This window comes from Arthrobacter sp. NPDC056886, from assembly GCF_042788715.1.
Taxonomy (GTDB): domain Bacteria; phylum Actinomycetota; class Actinomycetes; order Actinomycetales; family Micrococcaceae; genus Arthrobacter.
In genome coordinates, this window is the sequence record NZ_JBHUBT010000009.1 from 229,141 (window position 1) to 248,158 (window position 19,018).

Below are 19,018 nucleotides of genomic sequence, written 5' to 3' on the forward strand. Positions count from 1 at the left end.
GACGGGGCGGCCGCCAGTCGGCGTACGTGCGCCGGCAACCCACAGTGTCCGGCGCAGCGCCGCCGTGCTTCAGGTTGCGCGCCGATGCCGCGCCGGCCGTGTCACAGTCCGCCACCCGGCCGCTTTAGTGACAGATCGCGCTAAAGTGTCCGTATGCCCAGGATTTCGGCCGCCAGCAACGCCGCCCAACGTGCCGAGACCCAGCGACGCATCCTGACCGCGTTCGGGGAGCTGCTGTTCACCCACGGGCTGCCCGGCCTGACCATGACCGACGTCGCGCGCCACGCTCAGATCGGCCGGACCGCCGTCTATAACTACTACGCGGACATCGAAGAGCTCCTGATCGCCTACGCCCTGGACGAGACGGAGCGGTTCCTGCTGGACTTGCGCGAATCGCTCGATGCGCTGGAGAACCCGGTGGAGCGACTGGCCGTGTACGTCCGGGCCCAGGTGGAGGACCTGAGCCGGCGCCATCTGCCGCCGGGGCCGGCCATGGCGGCGGTGCTCTCGCCGTCGTCGTTCGCCAAACTCGCGGACCATGTGGGCGAGCTCAGCGTGCTCCTCCGGGGCATCCTGCGCGACGGCATGGCCCAGGGCTACCTGCCCGAGTCGGACATCGCCCAGCTCGCCCAGCTCATCCACGGCACGCTCTCCTCGAGCGCGGCCCGGGGCGACGGCGCGGGCCAGGACGCCGAGGCCGAGGCGCGGCTGGCGCGGACGGTGCGGTTCATCCAGCTGGGGGCCGGGGCCAGGTTCGACGACGCCGGCCGCCCGGTCCGCGCCGCCGGCTGAGCTGCGGCTTTCGGACCCGTCACCGGAGCGCGCCGCCAGCTAAGCTGCGGCTCCCTGGCTGCGTGCCCTAGCCCGCCGCCGTCGGCGAGACCGCCGGCGTGGCCGTCGGCGTGATGGGCACCGTGGAGTCATCCACGATGCGCCGGTCCTCGCGAGGGCAGCTGAGCTGGCCCGGCGTCTGGTCCACGAGTTCCGGCTTGGCCAGTGCCTTGAAGTCGCCGGTAACGATGACGTCCACGCTTGGGTCCGTCCGGCCGTCCTGGACATAGTCCGACCCGGGCACGTTGCGCTGGACACTGAAGGCGGCCGACTGGCCGGCGGCACCGGAGACGATCAGCGCCACCCCGCGGTAGCTCGACGTGGTGTTCCCCACGGCACCCACGAGGAACTTCCGGGCAGCGAGCTGATCGGCCACGGTCCGGGCCAGTCCCGGCCGGCTCGTGGAGTTGTAGATGTTGACGTGGACCTTACCCGGCGGCATGTAGTCGTAAGTGGCCTTCGGACACAGCGACACTGCCGCCTTGCTCCGCTCCGCCGTCGCGGGAAGCTTGATCTGGCCGTTCATGATGGCGAGGGCCACAAAGATCGCCGCCGCGATCATGCCAACCAGCATCAGCAGGACCACGCCGTGCAGGATCCTGCGTCGCAGCCGGACGGGGTTGTCTGCGGTATCTTCCTGCTCCACGAACGTGGCCCGCAGTTCGGAGCCACTGATGACGCGGTGCCCGTGCAGAATTTTGAGGTCTCGCGGTTTCCTAGCCATTTATCACGAGGACCCGCGCGTGAATTGCGGTGCGCTGGTGCAATGCTGTGCGGACTGCCCGGTGCAGGCCGTCTTCAAGGTAAAGGACGCCGCGGTATTCCACGACGTGCGGGAAGAGGTCTCCGAAAAACGTGGAGTCCTCGGCCAGCAGGGCTTCCAGGTCCAGGGTGCGCTTAGTGGTCACCAGCTCATCAAGCCGGACCGGACGCGGCGGCAGGGCCGCCCAGTCCTTGGGCGTGGTGTAACCATGGTCGGGGTACGGGCGTCCCTCGCCCACAGCTTTGAATATCACCATGCCAGCCTAGGGAACTTGGACGCCCGAAGGAATCAAAGTCCACGGGCGGCGTGAGGTTGTGGCCAAAGAGTAACCATCTGTCACATGATGCGCTCTCTTATCACAACAGCGCACATCCAGCGCACATCCAGCGCCGGGCAGTCGATCTTCTGCACAGTTCACGCAAACGTTCCGCGCTGCTGACAGAATGGCCACATGAGTTCACCCGAGACTGCCCCTGTTCCGTCGCCGTCGGCCCCCGTGCTGGCGCTGCTGCTCGACGTCGACGGTCCGGTCGCGAGTCCGGTCACCCGCGTTGTGCAGCCCGGCATCATCGCGGACCTGGTGGCCCTGGCCGCCGCCGGCGTGCCGGTCATCTTCAACACGGGACGGTCCGACGCCTTCATCCGCGAGCAGGTCATGGAACCGATGATCGCTGCCGGCATGCCCGCCGGTACCCTCATCCACGCCATTTGCGAGAAGGGCGCCGTCTGGTTCAGCTACACCGCGGAAGGCCCCGGCCCGGTCCACGTGGACCGTGAGCTCGCCATCCCGCAGGCCTTCGGCGACGACGTCCGCCGGCTGGTCGCCGAGGACTACTCCGCCCACATGTTCTACGACGAAACCAAGCGGGCCATGGTTTCCGTGGAACAGCACATTGCCGTCGCCAGCTCTGACTACCTGGCCGAGCAGGAACTCTTCGACGCCGACGCCATGGGCCTCATGGCCCAGCACGGGCTCGGCGTGGTGCGGCTGGACCACCACGTCCCCAATTCTGATGACCAGGTCGACTACCGCGTCGATCCGACCATCATCTCCACCGACATCGAATCGGTCCGGCTCGGCAAGGACCTGGGCGCGAGCCGGGCCGTGGAGTTCCTGGCCGCCCAGGGCATCACGCCGCAGGCCTGGCGCACGGTGGGCGATTCCCGCACGGACTACGCCATGGCCGACTGGCTGCACCACAACGATCACGCCGTGAAGCACGTGGACGTCCGGCCCGCGGACGGCATCCCGGTCAAACCCTACGAGGTGCTCACGGCTGCCGATCTGGGGCTCGCCGAGGACGTCATCCACGACGACGCCGGCGGCGCCTTCCTGCACCACTGGCTGGCCGTCGTCACCGGCTGAGGCCCGTTCCGCCGTCGTCACAATCCGCCGTCACATTCCGTCGTCATGCACCCGGGTGCCGGCCGGTTTTCCGCGGCAATTTTGAGGCCCGCGTTATCATGCAAGGAGACACCAACGCACTCAAAGAAGCGGGAGCTCAGACATTACCGAAGCAGCGATCCAAGACGAGATTTACTATGGCAGCCAGGCATCCGCGGACGCCCACGCCGAGATCACGTCGGCGGCCGCCGTCGCCAGATTCCGGACCCGCTCCGATGTTGTCCGTCGCCGCGGCCGCTACGCGCTGATCAACGAGAACCGAACGCCGTACCAGGCCATGGTCGAGGACCTGATGTTCCTGCGTTCCGTCCTGGCCGACGCGGGCCTCAACTACCTGCTGGTCCGCGGCAACAACCACCGCCCGGTGATCGCGGTCGACTGGAAAGACCGCAAGGAACTCCGCGACGCCCTCGTGGAAGCGTGCCGCGACGAGCCGTTCTATTCCATGAGCGTGGACGCCAAGAAGAAGTCCTCCGTGCTGGTGGCCGACGGCGAGCTGTCGCCGAACCGGCAGTCCCGGATCTTCCGGCTGTACCGGCCCAGGGTGGAACCGGAGGGCGGCTTTGAATTCGGCGCTTCCGCCGGCGTCCAGCTGGAGCTGTGGAGCTTCGAAGGCGACCAGCTGATCCTGCCGATCGAGAATTCCCTGACGCGCCGCACCATGCTGGCCCAGGACGCGGTGCGCGGCACCGTGGAACGCTACGGCCACACGTGGCCCACCATCGAGAACATGTTCGCGGACCATGCCAGCGACATCAGCTTCGACGTCGACCTGGTGTTCTCATGGGTTGACGGCAGCTCCCCCGAGTACATCGCGGCCCGCCGTGCCCGCATGGAGGGAGTGGTGGTGGGCGAGGGAGATGACCACGAAGCCCGTTTCCGCCAGATCGACGAGCTCAAGTACGCCCTGCGCTCGGTGTACATGTTTGCGCCGTGGATCCGCCGGATCTTCATCGCCACGGACTCCCCCACGCCGTCATGGCTAGCGGAGCACCCAGGCGTGACAATCGTCCGCAGCGAAGAGTTTTTCGCCGACACGTCGGTTCTGCCCACGCACAATTCGCAGGCCGTGGAGTGCCAGCTGCACCACATCGAGGGACTCTCCGAGCACTTCCTGTATTCGAACGACGACATGTTCTTCGGCCGAGCCGTGGGACCGGACATGTTCTTCACCCCCGGCGGCATCACGAAGTTCATCGAGGCTGAGACCCGGATTGGGCTGGGCGACAATGACGCCGAACGCAGCGGCTTTGAGAACGCCGCCCGGGTCAACCGCAAGCTGCTCTGGAACCGCTTCGGCCGCATCACCACCCGGCACCTGGAGCACACGGCTGCCCCGCTGCGGCGCAGCGTGGTGGAGCAGATGGAACAGGAGTTCCCGGCCGAGTTTGCCAAGACCGCCGCAAGCACGTTCCGGGCCGCGGACAACATCTCCGTGACCAATTCGTTCTACCACTACTACGCGCTGCTCACGGGCCGGGCCGTGACCCAGACGGCTGCCAAGGTGAGATATGTGGACACCACGGCGCGGGCGGGCCTGAACTACCTGCCCAAGCTCCTTGCCAAGCGGAACATGGACTTCTTCTGCCTCAACGACGGCAGCTTCCCGGAGGTCCCGGCGGAAGAGCGCGCCGAGCTGGTCACGGACTTCCTGGAGAAGTACTACCCCATCAAGGCGCCCTGGGAGAAGTAACGAAACGTGACCGAAGCTGGCGCCGCGCCGGTCAGGGCGTAACGACGCCAGGCGGCGCCTGTATCAGTTCAGGGTGGTGAACTTGGGGTGCGCCGCCGTCCGGGCGGGGGCCTCGAGTTTGGCCTTCTCCGGGATCGAAATCCCCGCGGCGGCGAGCCGGCGCTGGGCTTCCGCAGGAGTGACAAGCTCGCCGACGGCCGGCGTATCGCCCAGCAGCGCCACGGAGTGCACGATCGTGTGTTCGTAGACATGGACCAGGTTGAACGCCTGCCCGCCGTCGCGGCCGCGGGTGCCGCCCACGGGAACGTTCAGGTCCTGGGTGTAGCAGGTGGCTGAGGCCACGGACACGGGGATGCCGGCGAATGTGGCGGTGGTCGAGTAGTGCAGGTGGCCGCCCAGAATGGCGCGGACATCGGAGTTGCGCAGGACGCCGGCCAGCGCCGACTGGCCCCGCAGCTCCACGAGCACGGCCAAGTCCAGCACGGACGGCACCGGCGGATGGTGCAAGGCCAGGATGGTCCCGTCCGGGGCCGGGGTGGCCAGTTCAGCAGCGAGCCAATCCAGCTGGTCCTGACTCAGTTCGCCATGGTGGAAGCCGGGCACAGAGGTGTCCAGGGTGATGATGCGCAGCCCGTTGACGAAGTAGCTGTGGTCCACCGGGGCGTCGTTGTCGGCCTGGTCCAAGAGCCCGGCCCGGAAATTGGCCCTGTTGTCGTGGTTGCCCATCGCCCAGATGACCTTCGCCCCCATGGCCCTGCACGCCGGATCCACGATAGCGCGGAGCTTGGCATAGGCTTCCGGTTCCCCGAGATCAGCGAGGTCCCCCGTGAAGATCACCGCTTCGGGGCGGGCCCCCGAGGCCTGGACCTCCTCGAAGAGCTGCCGGAGCAGGGCTTCGCTGTCCACGACGCCGTGCAGGGGTTGCGGACCCCCCAGCAAGTGGGGGTCGCTCAGGTGAAGTAGGAAATGACGTGGCCGGGGGTGCTCGGCCTCGATGCGCTCCATTGCTACCTTCTTGGTTGGGTGGAAGCGGTGCCTCCAGTGTCCCTCTCAGTAAGAACTATCCAACCAGACATTGGGCAAACAATGTAAAAACTGGGACAGGCATATTGGAAAATCATGCGTTAACAGGTGGCATGCCCTCATATGCTCCCGCAGGAATATGCGGGGGCGCCGCCGCCCGGCGGCACTGCCGAAACCCCAGCTCAGCGGGGCGGGACGGGCAGTGCCGTCGGGTACAGGGTTTTGCGCTAACTCAGGTAGCCGTTCGGGTTGAGTACGAACTTCGTCGCCGCGCCGGCGTCGAATTCGGCGTACCCCTTCGGCGCGTCCTCCAGGGCAATGGCCTTCGCGTTGACGTTCTTGGCGATGTGTACCTTGTCGTGCAGGATTGCCATCATCAGCTGCCGGTTGTATTTCATGACCGGACACTGTCCCGTGGTGAAGCTCAGCGACTTTGCCCAGCCCGTTCCGAGGCTGAGGGACAGCGAGCCTTTCCGCGCTGCCTCGTCTATCCCGCCCGGATCGCCGGTGACGTAGAGCCCGGGGATGCCGAGGGCGCCGCCGGCGGCTGTCACTTCCATCAGGGAGTTCAGGACAGTTGCCGGGGCCTCCTGGGCTCCGGCACCATGGCCCCTTGCCTCGAACCCCACCGCATCAACGCCGGAGTCGACTTCCGGGACGCCGAGGATCTGCTCGATTTGCTCCGCCGGGCCGCCCTTGGTCAAGTCAACGGTCTCGCAGCCGAAGCTGCGCGCCTGTGCCAAACGGTCCGCGTTCAGATCGCCCACAATCACGACGGCGGCACCCAGCAGGTGCGCGCTGGTCGCCGCGGCCAGGCCTACGGGGCCCGCCCCGGCGATGTACACAGTGGAGCCGGGGCCGACGCCTGCGGTGACCGCGCCATGGAATCCGGTCGGGAAGATGTCCGAGAGCATGGCCAGGTCCATGATTTTTTCAAGGGCCCGGTCCTTGTCAGGGAACTTCAACAGGTTCCAGTCGGCGTACGGCACCAGAACGTAGTTGGCCTGGCCGCCGACCCAGCCGCCCATGTCCACATAGCCGTAGGCGCTGCCCGGCCGGTCGGGGTTAACGTTCAGGCAGATGCCCGTCTTGCGTTCCTTGCAGTTCCGGCAGCGCCCGCAGGCGATGTTGAACGGGACGGAGCAGATGTCCCCCACTTTGATGAATTCAACGTCCGGTCCCACTTCCACTACTTCGCCGGTGATCTCGTGCCCAAGCACCAGGTCAGTGGGGGCCGTGGTGCGCCCTCGGACCATGTGCTGGTCCGAGCCGCAGATGTTCGTGGCAACGGTCTTGATGATGGCGCCGTGGCGCACCTGCCGGCCGACATTGGCGGGGTTGACCCCCGGGCCGTCCTTGAGTTCAAAGGTGGGGTAGTCAATGTCTATCAGCTCGACTTTTCCCGGCCCCTTGTAGGCAACAGCTTTGTTCCCTGTCATCTCATTCCTCCTGCGTTCACGGACCCGCACGGGGCCCTGCTGTGATTGACGAAGTTGTTTGATGCGCCCTCCGCACGGACACTTCGGCCGCACTACCGAAGGCGGCCGTCAGGGGTGACTGCGCCGTGGATGTGCCCGGAATGTCGGAGGGTGCGGCCAGTCTAGGGGGTAAGCATGCTGAGGGATAGAGGCCGGGGATGCGTATATCCGGGCGGGCTGTTCTAGTCCAAGGCGGACTGAACAGCTTCGATGATCTCCGGTGAGTCCGGCTCCACGGTGGGCGCAAAGCGGGCGATGACCTCGCCGTCGCGGTTCACGAGGAACTTCTCGAAGTTCCACTTCACCAGGCCGGGCAGGAGTCCGTTCTTGAACTTGGTGAGCTCTGCGTAGAGCGGGTGCTGGTTCTTTCCGCGGACGTTGGCCTTGGCCGTCAGGGGGAAGGTCACGCCGAAGTTGCGCTGGCAGAACTCGGCGATCTCGGCGTCGCCGCCGGGCTCCTGCCCGGCGAACTGATTGCAGGGGACGCCGAGGACCTGGAAGCCTTGGCCGCGGAACTTGTTGTGCAGTGCCTCGAGTCCTGCGTATTGGGGCGTGAAACCGCACTCGGACGCCACGTTGACCACCAGGACCGTCTCTCCCCTGAACCGGCCAAAATCGGTCTCGGTCCCGTCAATGAGGGTCAGGGGAATGGAGTGCAGAGCTGTCATGGGGCGAGTCCTCGCGATGTCGGTGGTCCGGAGCAGGGGTTGGTAACTGGTTCCCCCATTATTCGGCACCGAGGCGTATGGGTATGGGTGCGCATCCCGGACGCGGCGCTGGGCCGGTGGCCTGGACCCGTCGCAGGCTGGTGGACGACGTGAGTGGATGGACGCCGGGCGTGGACGGGCTTCGCGGCGGCTAGCGGCTTGGCGTTGCCGTGGGCGTGGGCGAGGCCTTTGTTGTCACAGCTGTTGTGGCCGACTGCGTCGCCGCCGTTGGCTTCGGCTTATCAGCTGTCGCCGTGACAGGGGCTGGCTGCACAGTGATCGGGGCCGGCGCAAGGGGTCGACTGGGCGGCGCTGCGGGAGCTGTACTGCCCGCAGCCTCTGTCGCGGTCGCGGAGGCTGATGCGGGCGCGGAGGGCGTCGGTGTTACCGACGGTATGACCGGCGCCGGAGCTGACGGCTTGGCGGGGGTAGTTCCCGTCGGGGTTGGGGTGGGCGTTGGGGTCGCGGGGGCAGTTGCCGACGGCGTCGGGGTGGGCGTTGGGGTCGCGGAGGGAGTTGCCGACGGCGTCGGCTTCGCGGGAGCGGAGGAAGTTGCCGACGGCGTCGGCGTCGCGGGAGTAGTACCGGTCGGCGAAGGCGTCGCGGGAGCGGTTCCGGTCGGCGTCGGGGTCGCAGGAGGGGTGCCGGACGGCGACGGTGTCGGCTTCGCGGGGGCAGTGCCGGACGGTGTCGGCGTCGGTGTGGCGGGAGGCGTTGCTGACGGTGAGTCGGCGGCGGCTTCGGTAGCTGCAGGTGAGGCGCTCGCTGGCGGCTTGGCGGCCACCGCGGCGGGTTGTTCCTGTACGCCGCCGGCCACCACGTGGGTCAGGTCCTCCCGGACAGGAATCGCCCAGCCAATCCCTGTGTTGGTTGCCTTGCCGGCGTCGGGTGCGTAGCTGGTCATGTCGATCGGGCCGAGCTGGTCCACCTGCGTGATGGGGAGCAGCGTCCAGTCCCGCGGATTAGTGTGGGAGCCGTTGAGGATCGTTTCGAAATGAAGGTGGCAGCCGGTGGAGGATCCGGTGGTCCCCACTCGGGCAATGACTTCCCCCACCCGCACGGAGTCGCCCTTCTTGACCGCGATCGCCTCCAGGTGGTTGTACGTGGTGATGAGACCGTTGCCGTGGTCGATTTCCACCCGGTTGCCGCCGCCCCACGGGTGCCACCCCACGGCCCTCACCACACCGGCGTCGGCGGAGTAGACCCGCGTGCCGCAGGGCGCCGCGAAGTCCTGGCCCCAGTGGAACTCGCCTGCGTGTCCCGTCAGGGGGCTGGTTCGCAGCCCGAAGGGGGACGATGGCACGAGCGATTCCAGCGGGGCCATAAGGAAACCGGCCGCGGGCCGGCTCAGGGTCGCCTTGGCCACGTTAAGCTCGCCACGCACTCCTTGCCGGGTGACGGTGTCCACGGTGCTCCGGCTGAAGGCCAGAAGCGCCTGGGCGTCGGCGGTGACCGTGCCGAGAGTCCCGGAGGCAGCGGTCGCCCCGGAGTGGGCCAGCGGGTCCAGGGCCTCGGGCCCGACGGCGCCGGCGGGCGGCATGGCGGCGGTCGGCACGGCGGAGGGCGCCCCGTACGGCGCGTGCGCGCTCAGCCCCTGAAAGCCACCGAATGCCAGAACGGCCAGAGACAGGCACAGACCTCCGGACACGCAACGCACGGCAATGGTCCGTGACCTTGCTGACTGCTCACTCGATGAGTTTCCCCAGTGTTTTCCCACGATGTGACTCCCGCAATCTGTCCGCAAGACCCCAATCTTCACGAACTCACCTCCCTATGTGACCACACACGGCCGGGTCTGTGAACCGTCCGCGTACTCCTTTTGCCGTACGAATCGGAGATCCACGGATATCCCCAGTAGCTGGCCGGTGGCGGCCCAGTAGTCCACCGCGGAGTTACAGGTGCCGGGCATCGCTGAGCCGGGTAAGAATAGAGGATGCGTAATGTCCTGAGGGAATGGCAGGCCGAACTCAAACAAACGTTCACCGGATCGCGCGATTCCGTGCCCGCGTGGGTGCCGCGCCTTGCCGAGGGGGACGACGCCGGCTACCACTTGCCTGGCTCGGCAGTTTGGGCCGTGCACGGGGACATGCCAACCATCGTGGCGGGAATCCGGGCACTGCTGATGCAGGCGCTCCACCCCGGCGCCTTGGCCGGAGTCCACGATCACTCCCGTTTCCGCGAAGACCCTCTGGGCCGGTTGGCGGGCACTATCCGCTGGATCTTTACGGTCTCCTATGGCTCCACGGATACAGCCAGGGCGGCGTCGGATTGGGTGCTGCGGCTGCACCGGACGGTACGGGGAGAATTCGTGGACGGCCACGGCATCCGGCGCAGCTACGCGGCCAACGATCCCGAACTGCTCCGCTGGGTTCATATTGCCTTCACCGATGCCTTCCTCTCCGCCCACAAACTATGGGGTCGGCCGATTCCTGGCGGACCTGATGCCTATGTGCGCGAGTGGGCCCAAGCCGGCAGGCTGATGGGCGTGGAGGCGCCACCGTTGAGCGAAGCGGAAATGCGGCAGCAGCTGGACCGCTGGTACGACGACGGCGAGCTCCGTTGCGACGAACGGGTCACCGAGACGGTGGCGTTCATTCGGGACCCGCCCCTCCACCCCGCGCTCAGGCCTGGCTACCGGGTGCTGTTCGCGGCCGCCGTAACAAGCCTCGAACCCAGGTACCGCGAGCTGCTGGGCCTGCGGACCGCGCGGCTGGGCCCGGTTCCGCTGCCGGTATCCCTGGCCACCCGGGTGACGCTCGGGGTGGTGCATCTTGCGCTGGGCCAAATGGGTCCGAGCGAGCAGGCTGCCCGGACCCGCCTGCGCCGGCTGGGGTACACGGCCTGAGCCTGGACCGTTGGGCTGGGGCGGGGGCCGAGGCGGCGCGGATCGGGGCCGGGGGGCGTTCGGGGCCGGCGGGGGCGTTGGTGCCGATCTCGGACCGGGGCCGGCGGAGACGTTAGGTGCCGAGCGAAGGACCAGGCCCGGCGGCGGGTGCCCGGCGAAGGACCGGGCCCGGCCGCGGACGCACTTTGGGCCAAAATCTCAGGAGGATGCACAGGCAGGGAGACGCAAAAAGGCCCCGGTCCGAGGACCGGGGCCAACCGCGGAGAATGGGGGATTTGAACCCCCGAGGGCGTTAACCCAACACGCGTTCCAGGCGTGCGCCATAGGCCGCTAGGCGAATTCTCCAGTTGCTTCTGAATCAAAAGCAGATACTAGAATACCTGAACTTTCCAGCTTCGCCCAATTGGGCCCTCCCCGCCCCGGACCAGGGCTTTCCCGGGGCACATGCCCCCTCCTGCTTGCGAAGGCTGGACATAGTCCCAAATAGCCCAGTCCTGGCCGCGAAAAATGGGCATGTCCGACGCTCCCACACCCCGCCACGGGACATGCCCCGCATCCGGCGCGAAGGCTGGACATAGTCCTACATAGCCCAGTCCTGGCCGCGAAAAATGGGCATGTCCGACGCTCCCACACCCCGCCACGGGACATGCCCCACGGCCCGCACGAGTACTGGACACAACCCCCAGCACCGCCCACCTCTCCGACTCCGCCGTCCCGCCCGCGAAAAATGGGCATGCCCCACACTCCCCCGCCCCACCACGGGACATGCCCCGCCTCCGGCCCGAAGGCTGGACATAATCCCAAATAGCCCAGTCCTGGCCGCGAAAAATGGGCATACCCCACGCTCCCCCGCCCCACCACGGGACATGCCCCGCAGCCGGCCCCAGGGCTGGACACAACCCCCAGCACCGCCCACCTCTCCGACTCCGCCGTCCCGCCTGCGAAAAATGGGCATACCCTACGCTCCCCCGCCCCACCACGGGACATGTCCCGCGGCCCGCACCGGGGCTGGACATAATCCCAAATAGCCCTGCCCTGCCCGCGAAAAATGGGCATGTCCCGGCGAGGATGAGGGGCCAAACCCGGTCAATTCGAGGCACACCCAATCGTCAGGTAATATTGCTGACGGCCCCTCATGTGGCGTCATCCTGTTGAACTCCCCCAGGACCGGAAGGTAGCAAGGGTAAGCGGGCTCTGGCGGGTGCATGAGGGGTCTTTTATGTCTGTGCCGATTGGTAGGGTTTATCTGTGACTGTTACTACCGCTCTCTACCGTCGATACCGCCCCGATTCGTTCGCGGACGTTATCGGGCAGGAGCATGTCACCGAGCCGCTGATGACGGCCCTGCGCAAGAACCGCGTCAACCACGCCTACCTCTTTTCCGGCCCCCGCGGCTGCGGCAAGACCACGTCGGCCCGCATCCTGGCCCGCTGCCTGAACTGCGCCGAGGGCCCCACGGACACCCCGTGCGGCAAGTGCCCCAGCTGTGTCGAACTCGCCCGCGGCGGCTCGGGCTCCCTCGATGTCATCGAGATCGACGCCGCCAGCCACGGCGGCGTGGACGACGCCCGCGATCTCCGCGAACGGGCCACTTACGCCCCGGTCCGGGACCGCTACAAAATCTTCATCATCGACGAAGCCCACATGGTCACGTCGGCCGGATTCAACGCCCTGCTCAAGATCGTCGAAGAACCGCCGGAACACATCAAGTTCATCTTCGCCACCACGGAGCCGGACAAGGTCATCGGCACCATCCGCTCCCGCACGCACCACTACCCCTTCCGGCTGGTGCCGCCGGAGCCGCTCATGGCGTATCTGGAGCTGCTCTGCACACAAGAGAACGTCCCCGTGGCGCCCGGCGTGCTCTCGCTCGTCATCCGCGCGGGCGGGGGCTCGGTGCGCGACTCCCTCTCCGTGCTGGACCAGCTCATGGCCGGCGCCGGACTTAACGGCCTGGACTACGAGCTCGCGGTCGCCCTGCTCGGCTACACGCACGCCTCCCTGCTGGACGACGTCGTCGAGGCCGTCGCCGCGTCGGATTCGGCCACGGTGTTCCGCGCTGTGGACCGGGTCATCCAGACCGGGCACGATCCGCGCCGCTTCGTCGAAGACCTGCTGGAACGCTTCCGCGACCTCATCATCGTCCAGGCAATGCCAGAAAGCGCCCAGTCCATCCTCCGCGGCATGCCGGCGGACCAGATCGCGCGCCTGCAGAACCAGGCGCACAACCTCGGGGCGGCCGAGCTCTCCCGCGCGGCCGACGTCACCAACACCGCGCTCACGGACATGACCGGGGCCACCTCGCCGCGCCTGCACCTGGAACTGCTGTGCGCCCGCATCCTGCTGCCCAGCTCCGAGCAGACCGAGCGCGGCATCGCGGCCCGGATCGACCGCGTCGAGCGGCGGTTGAACTACGCCGGGAACGACGTCGGAGCTCCCCTCGCCAGTGCTCCCGCACCTGCCGCCGTTTCGCCTTCGCGCCCCGAGCAGACGGCTTCTCCCCAGCCGCCTGCTGCCCAGATGCCCGCTGCGCCGTCGCCTGCGTCCCCGGCTACCGCCACTGCCGCATCCACCCTGCCGCCGGCCGAGCAGCCGCCGGCCACGGCCCCCGGGCCCGCTCCCGCCCGGCGCGACGAGCCTGCGCGGGAACCGCTGACGGCACCGCGGGTCAGCACCAGCGACTGGCCGGTAGACGAACCAGCGGCGGCTGGCCGACCCGCGCCAGTTCCCTCCGCCGCGCTTCCGTCCGTTCTGACCCCGGCAGAGACTGCCCCGGCCGCGGCCCCGTCAGCCGAACCCGCACGGGAAGCCACATCCCAGACTGCCCCGACCGCTCCAGCACCGTCCGTCCCTGCATCGGCCGCCCCTGCACGCCCCGAGCCCGCCGAAGCCGGCCGGGCACCTGCCGCGGTTCCCAGCCCGGCGCCCGGTCCTGCCGCCGGCCCTGGAGCCGACGTCGAGGTTCTGCGCCGCGCGTGGCCCGAAGTCCTGCAAACGCTCACCAAGATCAAACGCAGCACCTGGGCACTGGTGGAACCCAATGCCCAGGTCGGCCATTTCGAGGACCACGTCCTGACTCTGGCGTTCACCACCACGGGGCTGGCGGGGGCCTTCGGCCGGGCCGACCACGCCGACAACCTCCGGCAGGCGATCCACAAGACGATCGGCATCGATTGCCAGATCCGGGCCGTGGCCGGCGGCAACAACAGCCCAGCGAGCTCTGAGCCAAACCCAAAAGCGCTGGCTAGCCCGGAGACTCCGGCAGCCACGACGGCAACGTCGGCGGACGTCGCCTGGGGCCTGAGCCCGGCACCCCAGCCGCCCACAGTTCCGGCCAACGAACCCGCTGACGGCATCGCCGCGGAGGCGCCGACCCCGACGCACGTCCCCGCCACCGCACCGCCGGTGACGCCAACCATGTCGGCCTCCACAGGGGCCATGCCGGCTCCCACGGCCGAGGCTCCCAAGGCCCCGCCGGTAGCGGAAACCCAGGCGCCTTCCCCTGCCGACCAGGCTGAGGTTCGCCCGGCCGAGCCTGCCCTCGAAACGGGCGGGCCCTCGGAGGCTTCGGGTTCCTATGCCGACCCTGATGACGACTGGGGACCGCCCCGGGACGAGGACGCCCCGCCGCTGGACGAAGAACCGCCCATGGACTGGGACCCTTCACCCGCTGCTACGCCGCGCCGCCCCGAGCCCGCGGCAGCAGCTCCAGCCCGCAAATCCCCGACTTCCCGGACATCCAAGGCCGCCGGTTCCCCGGCCGGGACACCGCACGCAGGCCAGGACCCGGCGGCCGACGCGTGGGCCCGCGCCGTCGAGCAGTCACCCGGGGTCTGGACGGTCGGCACCGATTCGAACCTCGGCCGGTACACGGCTCCCGGTGCCGAGCCCGCAGCCCCCGAGCCCGAGCCGGCACCGGCAGCGGTGCACTACGAACCGGCGGCGGCACAGATCCCCGAGTACGCAGGCGTTGTGTCCTCGCCGTCCGGGCTGACCGCCGATCACCCTGCCCGTGCTGCGGCGGCTCCGATGCCGGCCGTCGCGGAGTCCGTTGCTCCGCGCGTGGCTGCCGCTGCCGCCGCGGCCGTCGCGGAGGCTGTTGCGGTGACCGCCGCTCCCGAGGCCGACGCCCCGACTGGCCGGCAAAGCCTGTACCAGCGGCTGTCGAACAGTCCCGAAGCCGAGGCCGGGCGGGCGAAAGCCCCCACCCGCGCTGCCGCCACCACCGTGTACGTGCAGGACATCCCCAGCGCCGACGACGAAACGATCGAGGAATCGGGTGTCTTCGGCCGCGCCGCCGTCGAGCGTATTCTGGGCGGGAAACTGGTCGAGGAGCGCTCCCTGGATGGAAGCCCGCTGCCGCCCCGCTTCTAGCAGACCCAATGCCGGCTCGCCCCGGCACCACCCCAAACGAACGAGGACATTGTGTACGAAGGCGCAGTTCAAGAGCTGATCGACGAGCTCGGACGCCTTCCCGGGGTGGGGCCCAAGTCAGCGCAGCGGCTGGCCTTCCACATCCTCGAGGCGGATCCCCAGGACATGAAACGGCTCGTCGATGCCATCACCTCCGTGAAGGAACGGGTCAAGTTCTGCACGGTGTGCGGAAACGTGACGGAGCAGGAACTGTGCAACATCTGCCGCGACCCGCGCCGGGATCCCTCGGTGATCTGCGTCGTCGAGGAATCCAAGGACGTCCTGGCGGTGGAGCGCACGCGGTCCTTCCGCGGCAGGTACCACGTGCTGGGCGGCGCGATTAATCCCATTGCCGGCATCGGTCCGGAACAGCTCCGGATCCGTGAGCTGCTGACCCGGCTCAACGACGGCGCCATCCAGGAAATCATCATCGCCACCGACCCCAACCTGGAGGGCGAGGCCACCGCGACGTATCTTGCCCGGATGCTGAAGTCGATTGGCATCGCCGTCACCCGGCTCGCTTCCGGCCTGCCCGTAGGTGGGGACCTGGAATACGCCGACGAGGTCACGCTCGGCCGGGCCTTCGAGGGCCGCCGCAACGCGCTGAGCTGACGGACTCGTGGCAGCCACTGGCAGCGATGCCCCGGCCCCGCTCCTCACCGAGCGTTTGCTGCTGCGTCCGTTGACAGCGGACGACGCCGGCGCCCTCTTCCGGTTCCGCGCCCATCCGGCGGCGACGCGCTACCTATCGCACGGTCCGCTCACCCGGGCGCAGAACCGCAAACGGCTCGAGCAGGCGCTGACGGCCGCGGCGGCCTCCACTGCCGAGTGGTTTCACTTCGGCTGGGCGATCGAGCTCCGGGCCACCGGTGAAGTAGTTGGGGATGGCCGGACCTGGAATACGGAGGAGCCCCCGGCGCCCGGCCGGATTCCGGCAGAGGCAGCCAGTCTGGGCTACGTCCTGCACCCGGACCAACACGGGCTCGGCCTTGGCCGGGAGGCCGCCGGCGCCTTGGTCGACTGGCTTTTCCGCGCCCGCGGCAGCGAGACCATTTTTGCGGGGGTCTACGAGCCCAACCTCCCCTCGCGCAGGCTGCTGGAGGGCCTGGGCTTCCGGAAGGACCACTACTTCCCCGTTGCCGAGGACACGGCGGGGAAGCAGCTGCCGTCCTGGCGCTACCGGCTGGAGCGGGGCTAGCTGCACTCGTCTGGCTGTTGGCCCGGTGGCAGTGCCGCGGACCAGTGTCGTGGTTCCCCCGCCCCGCGCCCGGCCCAGCGGACACGCCCCGCCCCCGCGCCCGGCCCAGCGGACACGCCCCGCCCCCGCGCCCGGCCCAGCGGACATACCCCGCCCCCGCGCGCACAAATGGACATAATCCCCTCATGCCAACTCCTGCCCGTCAATAATGAGCATGCCCCGCGGCACGGGAGAGCATGCCCAGTCCCAGCCGGCAGCGGGGAGCATGTCCAGCGAAGGCCTTGGCTGCCCGCACTCCCGCACTCCCTCTCTCCTGCTCCACCACCGGACATGTCCCCCGCCCCATCCACGAATGGACACAATGCCTCCATGCCCACTCCTGCCCGCCAAAAATGAGCATGTCCCGCGGAACGGGAGCGCATATCCACTCGCAGCCGGCAGCGGGGAGCATGTCCCGCGAAGGCCTTGGCTGGCCCGCACTCACTTGCGCACTCTCCCCTGCCCCACCACCGGGCATGTCCCGCGTCCGCATCCAGGAATGGACACAACCCCTCCATGCCCACTCCTGCCCGCCAAGAATGAGCATGTCCCGTGGAACGGGAGCGCATGTCCACTCGTGGCAGCCGGCAGCGGGAGCACGGGGGCATGTCCAGTGGAGACAGGCCCGGCGTGTCTGCCATTCGGTCACAATTCAACGGCGCGGGCGGCACGGCGATAAACTGGGGTGAGAAGTTACGCCGTCGCGCCGTTTGGTTGCCTGGCTCAGAAACCCCGATGCTCCAGTGAGGGTGCGCGAATGAGTTTGCCCACTACCGAAATCCAGCCCGGATCGCAGCCGCAGACGCTGCCCGTCTCGGCCGCCGCCACCAAGCACCTTGTCGTGAAGAAATTTGGCGGGTCCTCGGTGGCGGACGCGGCGGGCATCAAGCGCGTCGCCCGCAGGGTCGTGGACGCCCAGAACGCCGGCGACGAGGTGGTGGTGGTGGTCTCTGCCATGGGCGACACCACCGATGAGCTCCTTGACCTTGCCGGCCAGGTGACCGATTCCGCCCCGGCCCGCGAAATGGACATGCTCCTCTCCGCCGGGGAGCGCATCTCCATGGCGCTGCTGGCCATGGCCATCAACAAATTCGGCGCCTCGGCCCAGTCCTTCACGGGTTCCCAGGCCGGCATGATCACCGACGGCATCCACGGCAAGGCCCGGATCATCGACGTCGACCCCCACCGCATCCGCACCGCCCTGGACAAGGGGCACATCGCGATTGTGGCCGGATTCCAGGGCATGAGCCACACAACGAACGAGATCACGACGCTCGGCCGAGGCGGTTCGGACACAACGGCGGTCGCCCTCGCCGCGGCGCTCGACGCCGATGTGTGCGAGATCTTCACAGACGTCGATGGCGTCTACACGGCCGACCCGCGCGTCGTCGCGTCCGCCAAGAAGATCGACCGCATTTCCAGCGAGGAAATGCTGGAACTGGCCGCATCCGGCGCTAAGATTCTGCATCTGCGTTGCGTCGAATATGCCCGCCGCTTCGGTGTACCGTTGCACGTCCGATCCTCATTCAGCCAGAACGAAGGCACCTGGGTCCTGCCAGGCGCCGACGACAAGATCACGACTCAAGAGGGAGTTGCCTTGGAGCAGCCAATCATCTCCGGTGTTGCACACGATCGTTCCGAAGCCAAAGTCACGGTGGTCGGCGTACCGGATATCCCCGGCAAGGCTGCGGCGATCTTCCAAGTCATCGCGGACGCCCACTCGAACATCGACATGATCGTCCAGAACGTCTCCACCCATGGCACGGGCCGGACCGACATCTCCTTCACGCTCCCGATCGTCGAGGGTGCGGAAGCCCTGGCCGCCCTGCACGCCGCGCAGGAACGGATCGGCTTCGAGAGCATCGAATACAACGAGAAGATCGGCAAGCTCTCGCTGATCGGCGCCGGCATGCGCTCGCACCCCGGAGTGTCCGCGCGCTTCTTCGCGGCCCTCTCTGAGGCCGGAATCAACATCAACATGATTTCCACCTCGGAGATCCGCATCTCCGTGGTCACCCACGCGGACCTGCTCGACGACGCTGTCCGCGCCATCCACAGGGCGTTTGACCTCGACAGCGAGGACGAAGCCACGGTCTACGGCGGCACCGGCCGCTAGCCGCACCAAGCGCCCGGGCGGGAACCCCGACGGCATAGAGATGGGAAAGGGAGCGGCGCTTGCCGCTCCCTTTCCCATCTCCGCCGGCCTGCGGCCGCGTTCCCCCGCCTTCGGCCGCAACCCCACGTTTCGGGCCGCGTTCCACGCAACCGCGTGAAACGCCGCCGCCCGGATGCCCCCGGCACCCGGGATCCCGGCACCGGCGGGATGGGCGCAGCAGGCCTCGTCAGATCTCTTCTTTCCCGAGATCCGTTTTACGGACAGCGTAGTGGTGCCCCTGGTCATCCGTCTCGACCTCGAACCCTGCCAGGTCGTCTTCCGAGGCGTGCTCGAAGTCGTCGTGCTTGTGAACTACAGGCGCCGCCGTATCGCCCCGATTTGCGGGCCCGAACAGGAGCCTTAGCTTGTCGGTCTTTTCCATGAAAGCCCTGACAGCACGTGTCACTAGTCCCACCCCCTTTCCTCGTCCCGGGTGGTTCAGGATGCTGCACTGCGGTGTGTCAGTGC

The 19,018-nt window shown here is 67.9% G+C and carries 15 protein-coding genes, 1 tRNA gene and 1 other RNA gene; 9 read left to right on the forward strand and 8 right to left on the reverse strand.

Annotation, left to right across the window (positions count from 1 at the left end; all coding sequences use genetic code 11):
* The first annotated feature begins 153 nt into the window (after nucleotides 1–153).
* On the forward strand, nucleotides 154–792 hold the full coding sequence (locus ACFRJ8_RS16865) for a TetR/AcrR family transcriptional regulator (protein ID WP_377987299.1): 639 nt from the start codon (nucleotides 154–156) through the stop codon (nucleotides 790–792).
* 67 nt (nucleotides 793–859) lie between these two features.
* On the opposite strand, the gene ACFRJ8_RS16870 is transcribed toward ACFRJ8_RS16865, so the two are convergent.
* Together ACFRJ8_RS16870 and ACFRJ8_RS16875 are read right to left on the reverse strand one after the other, a co-directional pair.
* Nucleotides 860–1,555, reverse strand: coding sequence for a LytR C-terminal domain-containing protein (locus ACFRJ8_RS16870; protein WP_377987300.1), 696 nt, complete (start codon nucleotides 1,553–1,555; stop codon nucleotides 860–862).
* Complete coding sequence (locus ACFRJ8_RS16875) at nucleotides 1,548–1,847, reverse strand: type II toxin-antitoxin system VapB family antitoxin (protein ID WP_026266597.1); 300 nt, start codon at nucleotides 1,845–1,847, stop codon at nucleotides 1,548–1,550. Before ACFRJ8_RS16875 ends, ACFRJ8_RS16870 begins: the two co-directional genes overlap by 8 nt.
* Before the next feature lie 198 nt (nucleotides 1,848–2,045).
* Here ACFRJ8_RS16875 and ACFRJ8_RS16880 point away from each other — a divergent pair, with 198 nt between their 5' ends.
* Together ACFRJ8_RS16880 and ACFRJ8_RS16885 are read left to right on the forward strand one after the other, a co-directional pair.
* Nucleotides 2,046–2,960: a hypothetical protein gene (locus ACFRJ8_RS16880; protein WP_377987301.1), complete on the forward strand. Its 915-nt coding sequence runs from the start codon at nucleotides 2,046–2,048 to the stop codon at nucleotides 2,958–2,960.
* 316 nt (nucleotides 2,961–3,276) lie between these two features.
* Nucleotides 3,277–4,692 (forward strand): stealth family protein, encoded by a 1,416-nt coding sequence (locus ACFRJ8_RS16885; RefSeq protein WP_377987302.1) that lies wholly within the window; start codon nucleotides 3,277–3,279, stop codon nucleotides 4,690–4,692.
* A 63-nt stretch (nucleotides 4,693–4,755) separates the two neighbouring features.
* Here the strand turns inward: ACFRJ8_RS16885 and ACFRJ8_RS16890 are convergent, their stop codons facing one another.
* From ACFRJ8_RS16890 to ACFRJ8_RS16905, 4 genes are all read right to left on the reverse strand, one after another.
* Complete coding sequence (locus ACFRJ8_RS16890) at nucleotides 4,756–5,697, reverse strand: phosphodiesterase (RefSeq protein ID WP_377987303.1); 942 nt, start codon at nucleotides 5,695–5,697, stop codon at nucleotides 4,756–4,758.
* Nucleotides 5,698–5,942: 245 nt separating this feature from the next.
* Nucleotides 5,943–7,154 (reverse strand): formaldehyde dehydrogenase, glutathione-independent, encoded by a 1,212-nt coding sequence (gene fdhA, locus ACFRJ8_RS16895; protein WP_377987304.1) that lies wholly within the window; start codon nucleotides 7,152–7,154, stop codon nucleotides 5,943–5,945.
* A 221-nt stretch (nucleotides 7,155–7,375) separates the two neighbouring features.
* Nucleotides 7,376–7,861 (reverse strand): glutathione peroxidase, encoded by a 486-nt coding sequence (locus ACFRJ8_RS16900; RefSeq protein ID WP_377987305.1) that lies wholly within the window; start codon nucleotides 7,859–7,861, stop codon nucleotides 7,376–7,378.
* 190 nt (nucleotides 7,862–8,051) lie between these two features.
* The gene (locus tag ACFRJ8_RS16905; RefSeq protein WP_377987306.1) at nucleotides 8,052–9,548 is read right to left on the reverse strand and encodes a M23 family metallopeptidase; all 1,497 of its coding nucleotides are present in this window, start codon (nucleotides 9,546–9,548) and stop codon (nucleotides 8,052–8,054) included.
* Between the two features lie 285 nt (nucleotides 9,549–9,833).
* On the opposite strand from ACFRJ8_RS16905, the gene ACFRJ8_RS16910 reads away from it, so the two are divergent.
* Entirely contained in the window at nucleotides 9,834–10,745 is a 912-nt protein-coding gene (locus tag ACFRJ8_RS16910) for an oxygenase MpaB family protein (protein WP_377987307.1), read from the forward strand.
* Nucleotides 10,746–11,005: 260 nt separating this feature from the next.
* On the opposite strand, the gene ACFRJ8_RS16915 is transcribed toward ACFRJ8_RS16910, so the two are convergent.
* Nucleotides 11,006–11,090, reverse strand: a tRNA-Ser gene (locus ACFRJ8_RS16915).
* A gap of 779 nt (nucleotides 11,091–11,869) precedes the next feature.
* Between ACFRJ8_RS16915 and ffs the strand changes: the two genes are divergently transcribed.
* The 5 genes from ffs to ACFRJ8_RS16940 all read left to right on the forward strand — a co-directional run bounded on the left by ffs (nucleotide 11,870) and on the right by ACFRJ8_RS16940 (nucleotide 18,511).
* Nucleotides 11,870–11,966, forward strand: an RNA gene (gene ffs, locus ACFRJ8_RS16920) — signal recognition particle sRNA small type.
* Nucleotides 11,967–11,993: 27 nt separating this feature from the next.
* A complete protein-coding gene (locus ACFRJ8_RS16925) occupies nucleotides 11,994–15,119 on the forward strand; it encodes a DNA polymerase III subunit gamma and tau (protein WP_377987308.1) in 3,126 nt (1,041 codons plus the stop codon).
* Between the two features lie 51 nt (nucleotides 15,120–15,170).
* Nucleotides 15,171–15,770: a recombination mediator RecR gene (recR, locus tag ACFRJ8_RS16930; protein WP_223983752.1), complete on the forward strand. Its 600-nt coding sequence runs from the start codon at nucleotides 15,171–15,173 to the stop codon at nucleotides 15,768–15,770.
* Nucleotides 15,771–15,777: 7 nt separating this feature from the next.
* Nucleotides 15,778–16,356 carry a GNAT family N-acetyltransferase gene (locus ACFRJ8_RS16935; RefSeq protein WP_377987309.1) on the forward strand — a complete coding sequence of 193 codons (579 nt, stop codon included), beginning with the start codon at nucleotides 15,778–15,780 and terminating at the stop codon, nucleotides 16,354–16,356.
* 796 nt (nucleotides 16,357–17,152) lie between these two features.
* Nucleotides 17,153–18,511: an aspartate kinase gene (locus tag ACFRJ8_RS16940; RefSeq protein WP_377987310.1), complete on the forward strand. Its 1,359-nt coding sequence runs from the start codon at nucleotides 17,153–17,155 to the stop codon at nucleotides 18,509–18,511.
* A 226-nt stretch (nucleotides 18,512–18,737) separates the two neighbouring features.
* Here ACFRJ8_RS16940 and ACFRJ8_RS16945 read toward each other — a convergent pair whose 3' ends face one another.
* Nucleotides 18,738–18,932 carry a hypothetical protein gene (locus tag ACFRJ8_RS16945; protein ID WP_377987344.1) on the reverse strand — a complete coding sequence of 65 codons (195 nt, stop codon included), beginning with the start codon at nucleotides 18,930–18,932 and terminating at the stop codon, nucleotides 18,738–18,740.
* Between the last annotated feature and the right edge of the window lie 86 nt (nucleotides 18,933–19,018).

Bases quoted from the DNA above. Each gene is read 5' to 3' on its own strand.
- ACFRJ8_RS16865 (WP_377987299.1), top strand. From the start codon at position 154: ATGCCCAGGATTTCGGCCGCCAGCAACGCCGCCCAACGTGCCGAGACC.
- ACFRJ8_RS16870 (WP_377987300.1), bottom strand. From the start codon at position 1,555: ATGGCTAGGAAACCGCGAGACCTCAAAATTCTGCACGGGCACCGCGTC.
- ACFRJ8_RS16880 (WP_377987301.1), top strand. From the start codon at position 2,046: ATGAGTTCACCCGAGACTGCCCCTGTTCCGTCGCCGTCGGCCCCCGTG.
- ACFRJ8_RS16885 (WP_377987302.1), top strand. From the start codon at position 3,277: ATGGTCGAGGACCTGATGTTCCTGCGTTCCGTCCTGGCCGACGCGGGC.
- ACFRJ8_RS16890 (WP_377987303.1), bottom strand. From the start codon at position 5,697: ATGGAGCGCATCGAGGCCGAGCACCCCCGGCCACGTCATTTCCTACTT.
- fdhA (WP_377987304.1), bottom strand. From the start codon at position 7,154: ATGACAGGGAACAAAGCTGTTGCCTACAAGGGGCCGGGAAAAGTCGAG.
- ACFRJ8_RS16900 (WP_377987305.1), bottom strand. From the start codon at position 7,861: ATGACAGCTCTGCACTCCATTCCCCTGACCCTCATTGACGGGACCGAG.
- ACFRJ8_RS16910 (WP_377987307.1), top strand. From the start codon at position 9,834: ATGCGTAATGTCCTGAGGGAATGGCAGGCCGAACTCAAACAAACGTTC.
- ACFRJ8_RS16940 (WP_377987310.1), top strand. From the start codon at position 17,153: ATGAGTTTGCCCACTACCGAAATCCAGCCCGGATCGCAGCCGCAGACG.
- ACFRJ8_RS16945 (WP_377987344.1), bottom strand. From the start codon at position 18,932: ATGGAAAAGACCGACAAGCTAAGGCTCCTGTTCGGGCCCGCAAATCGG.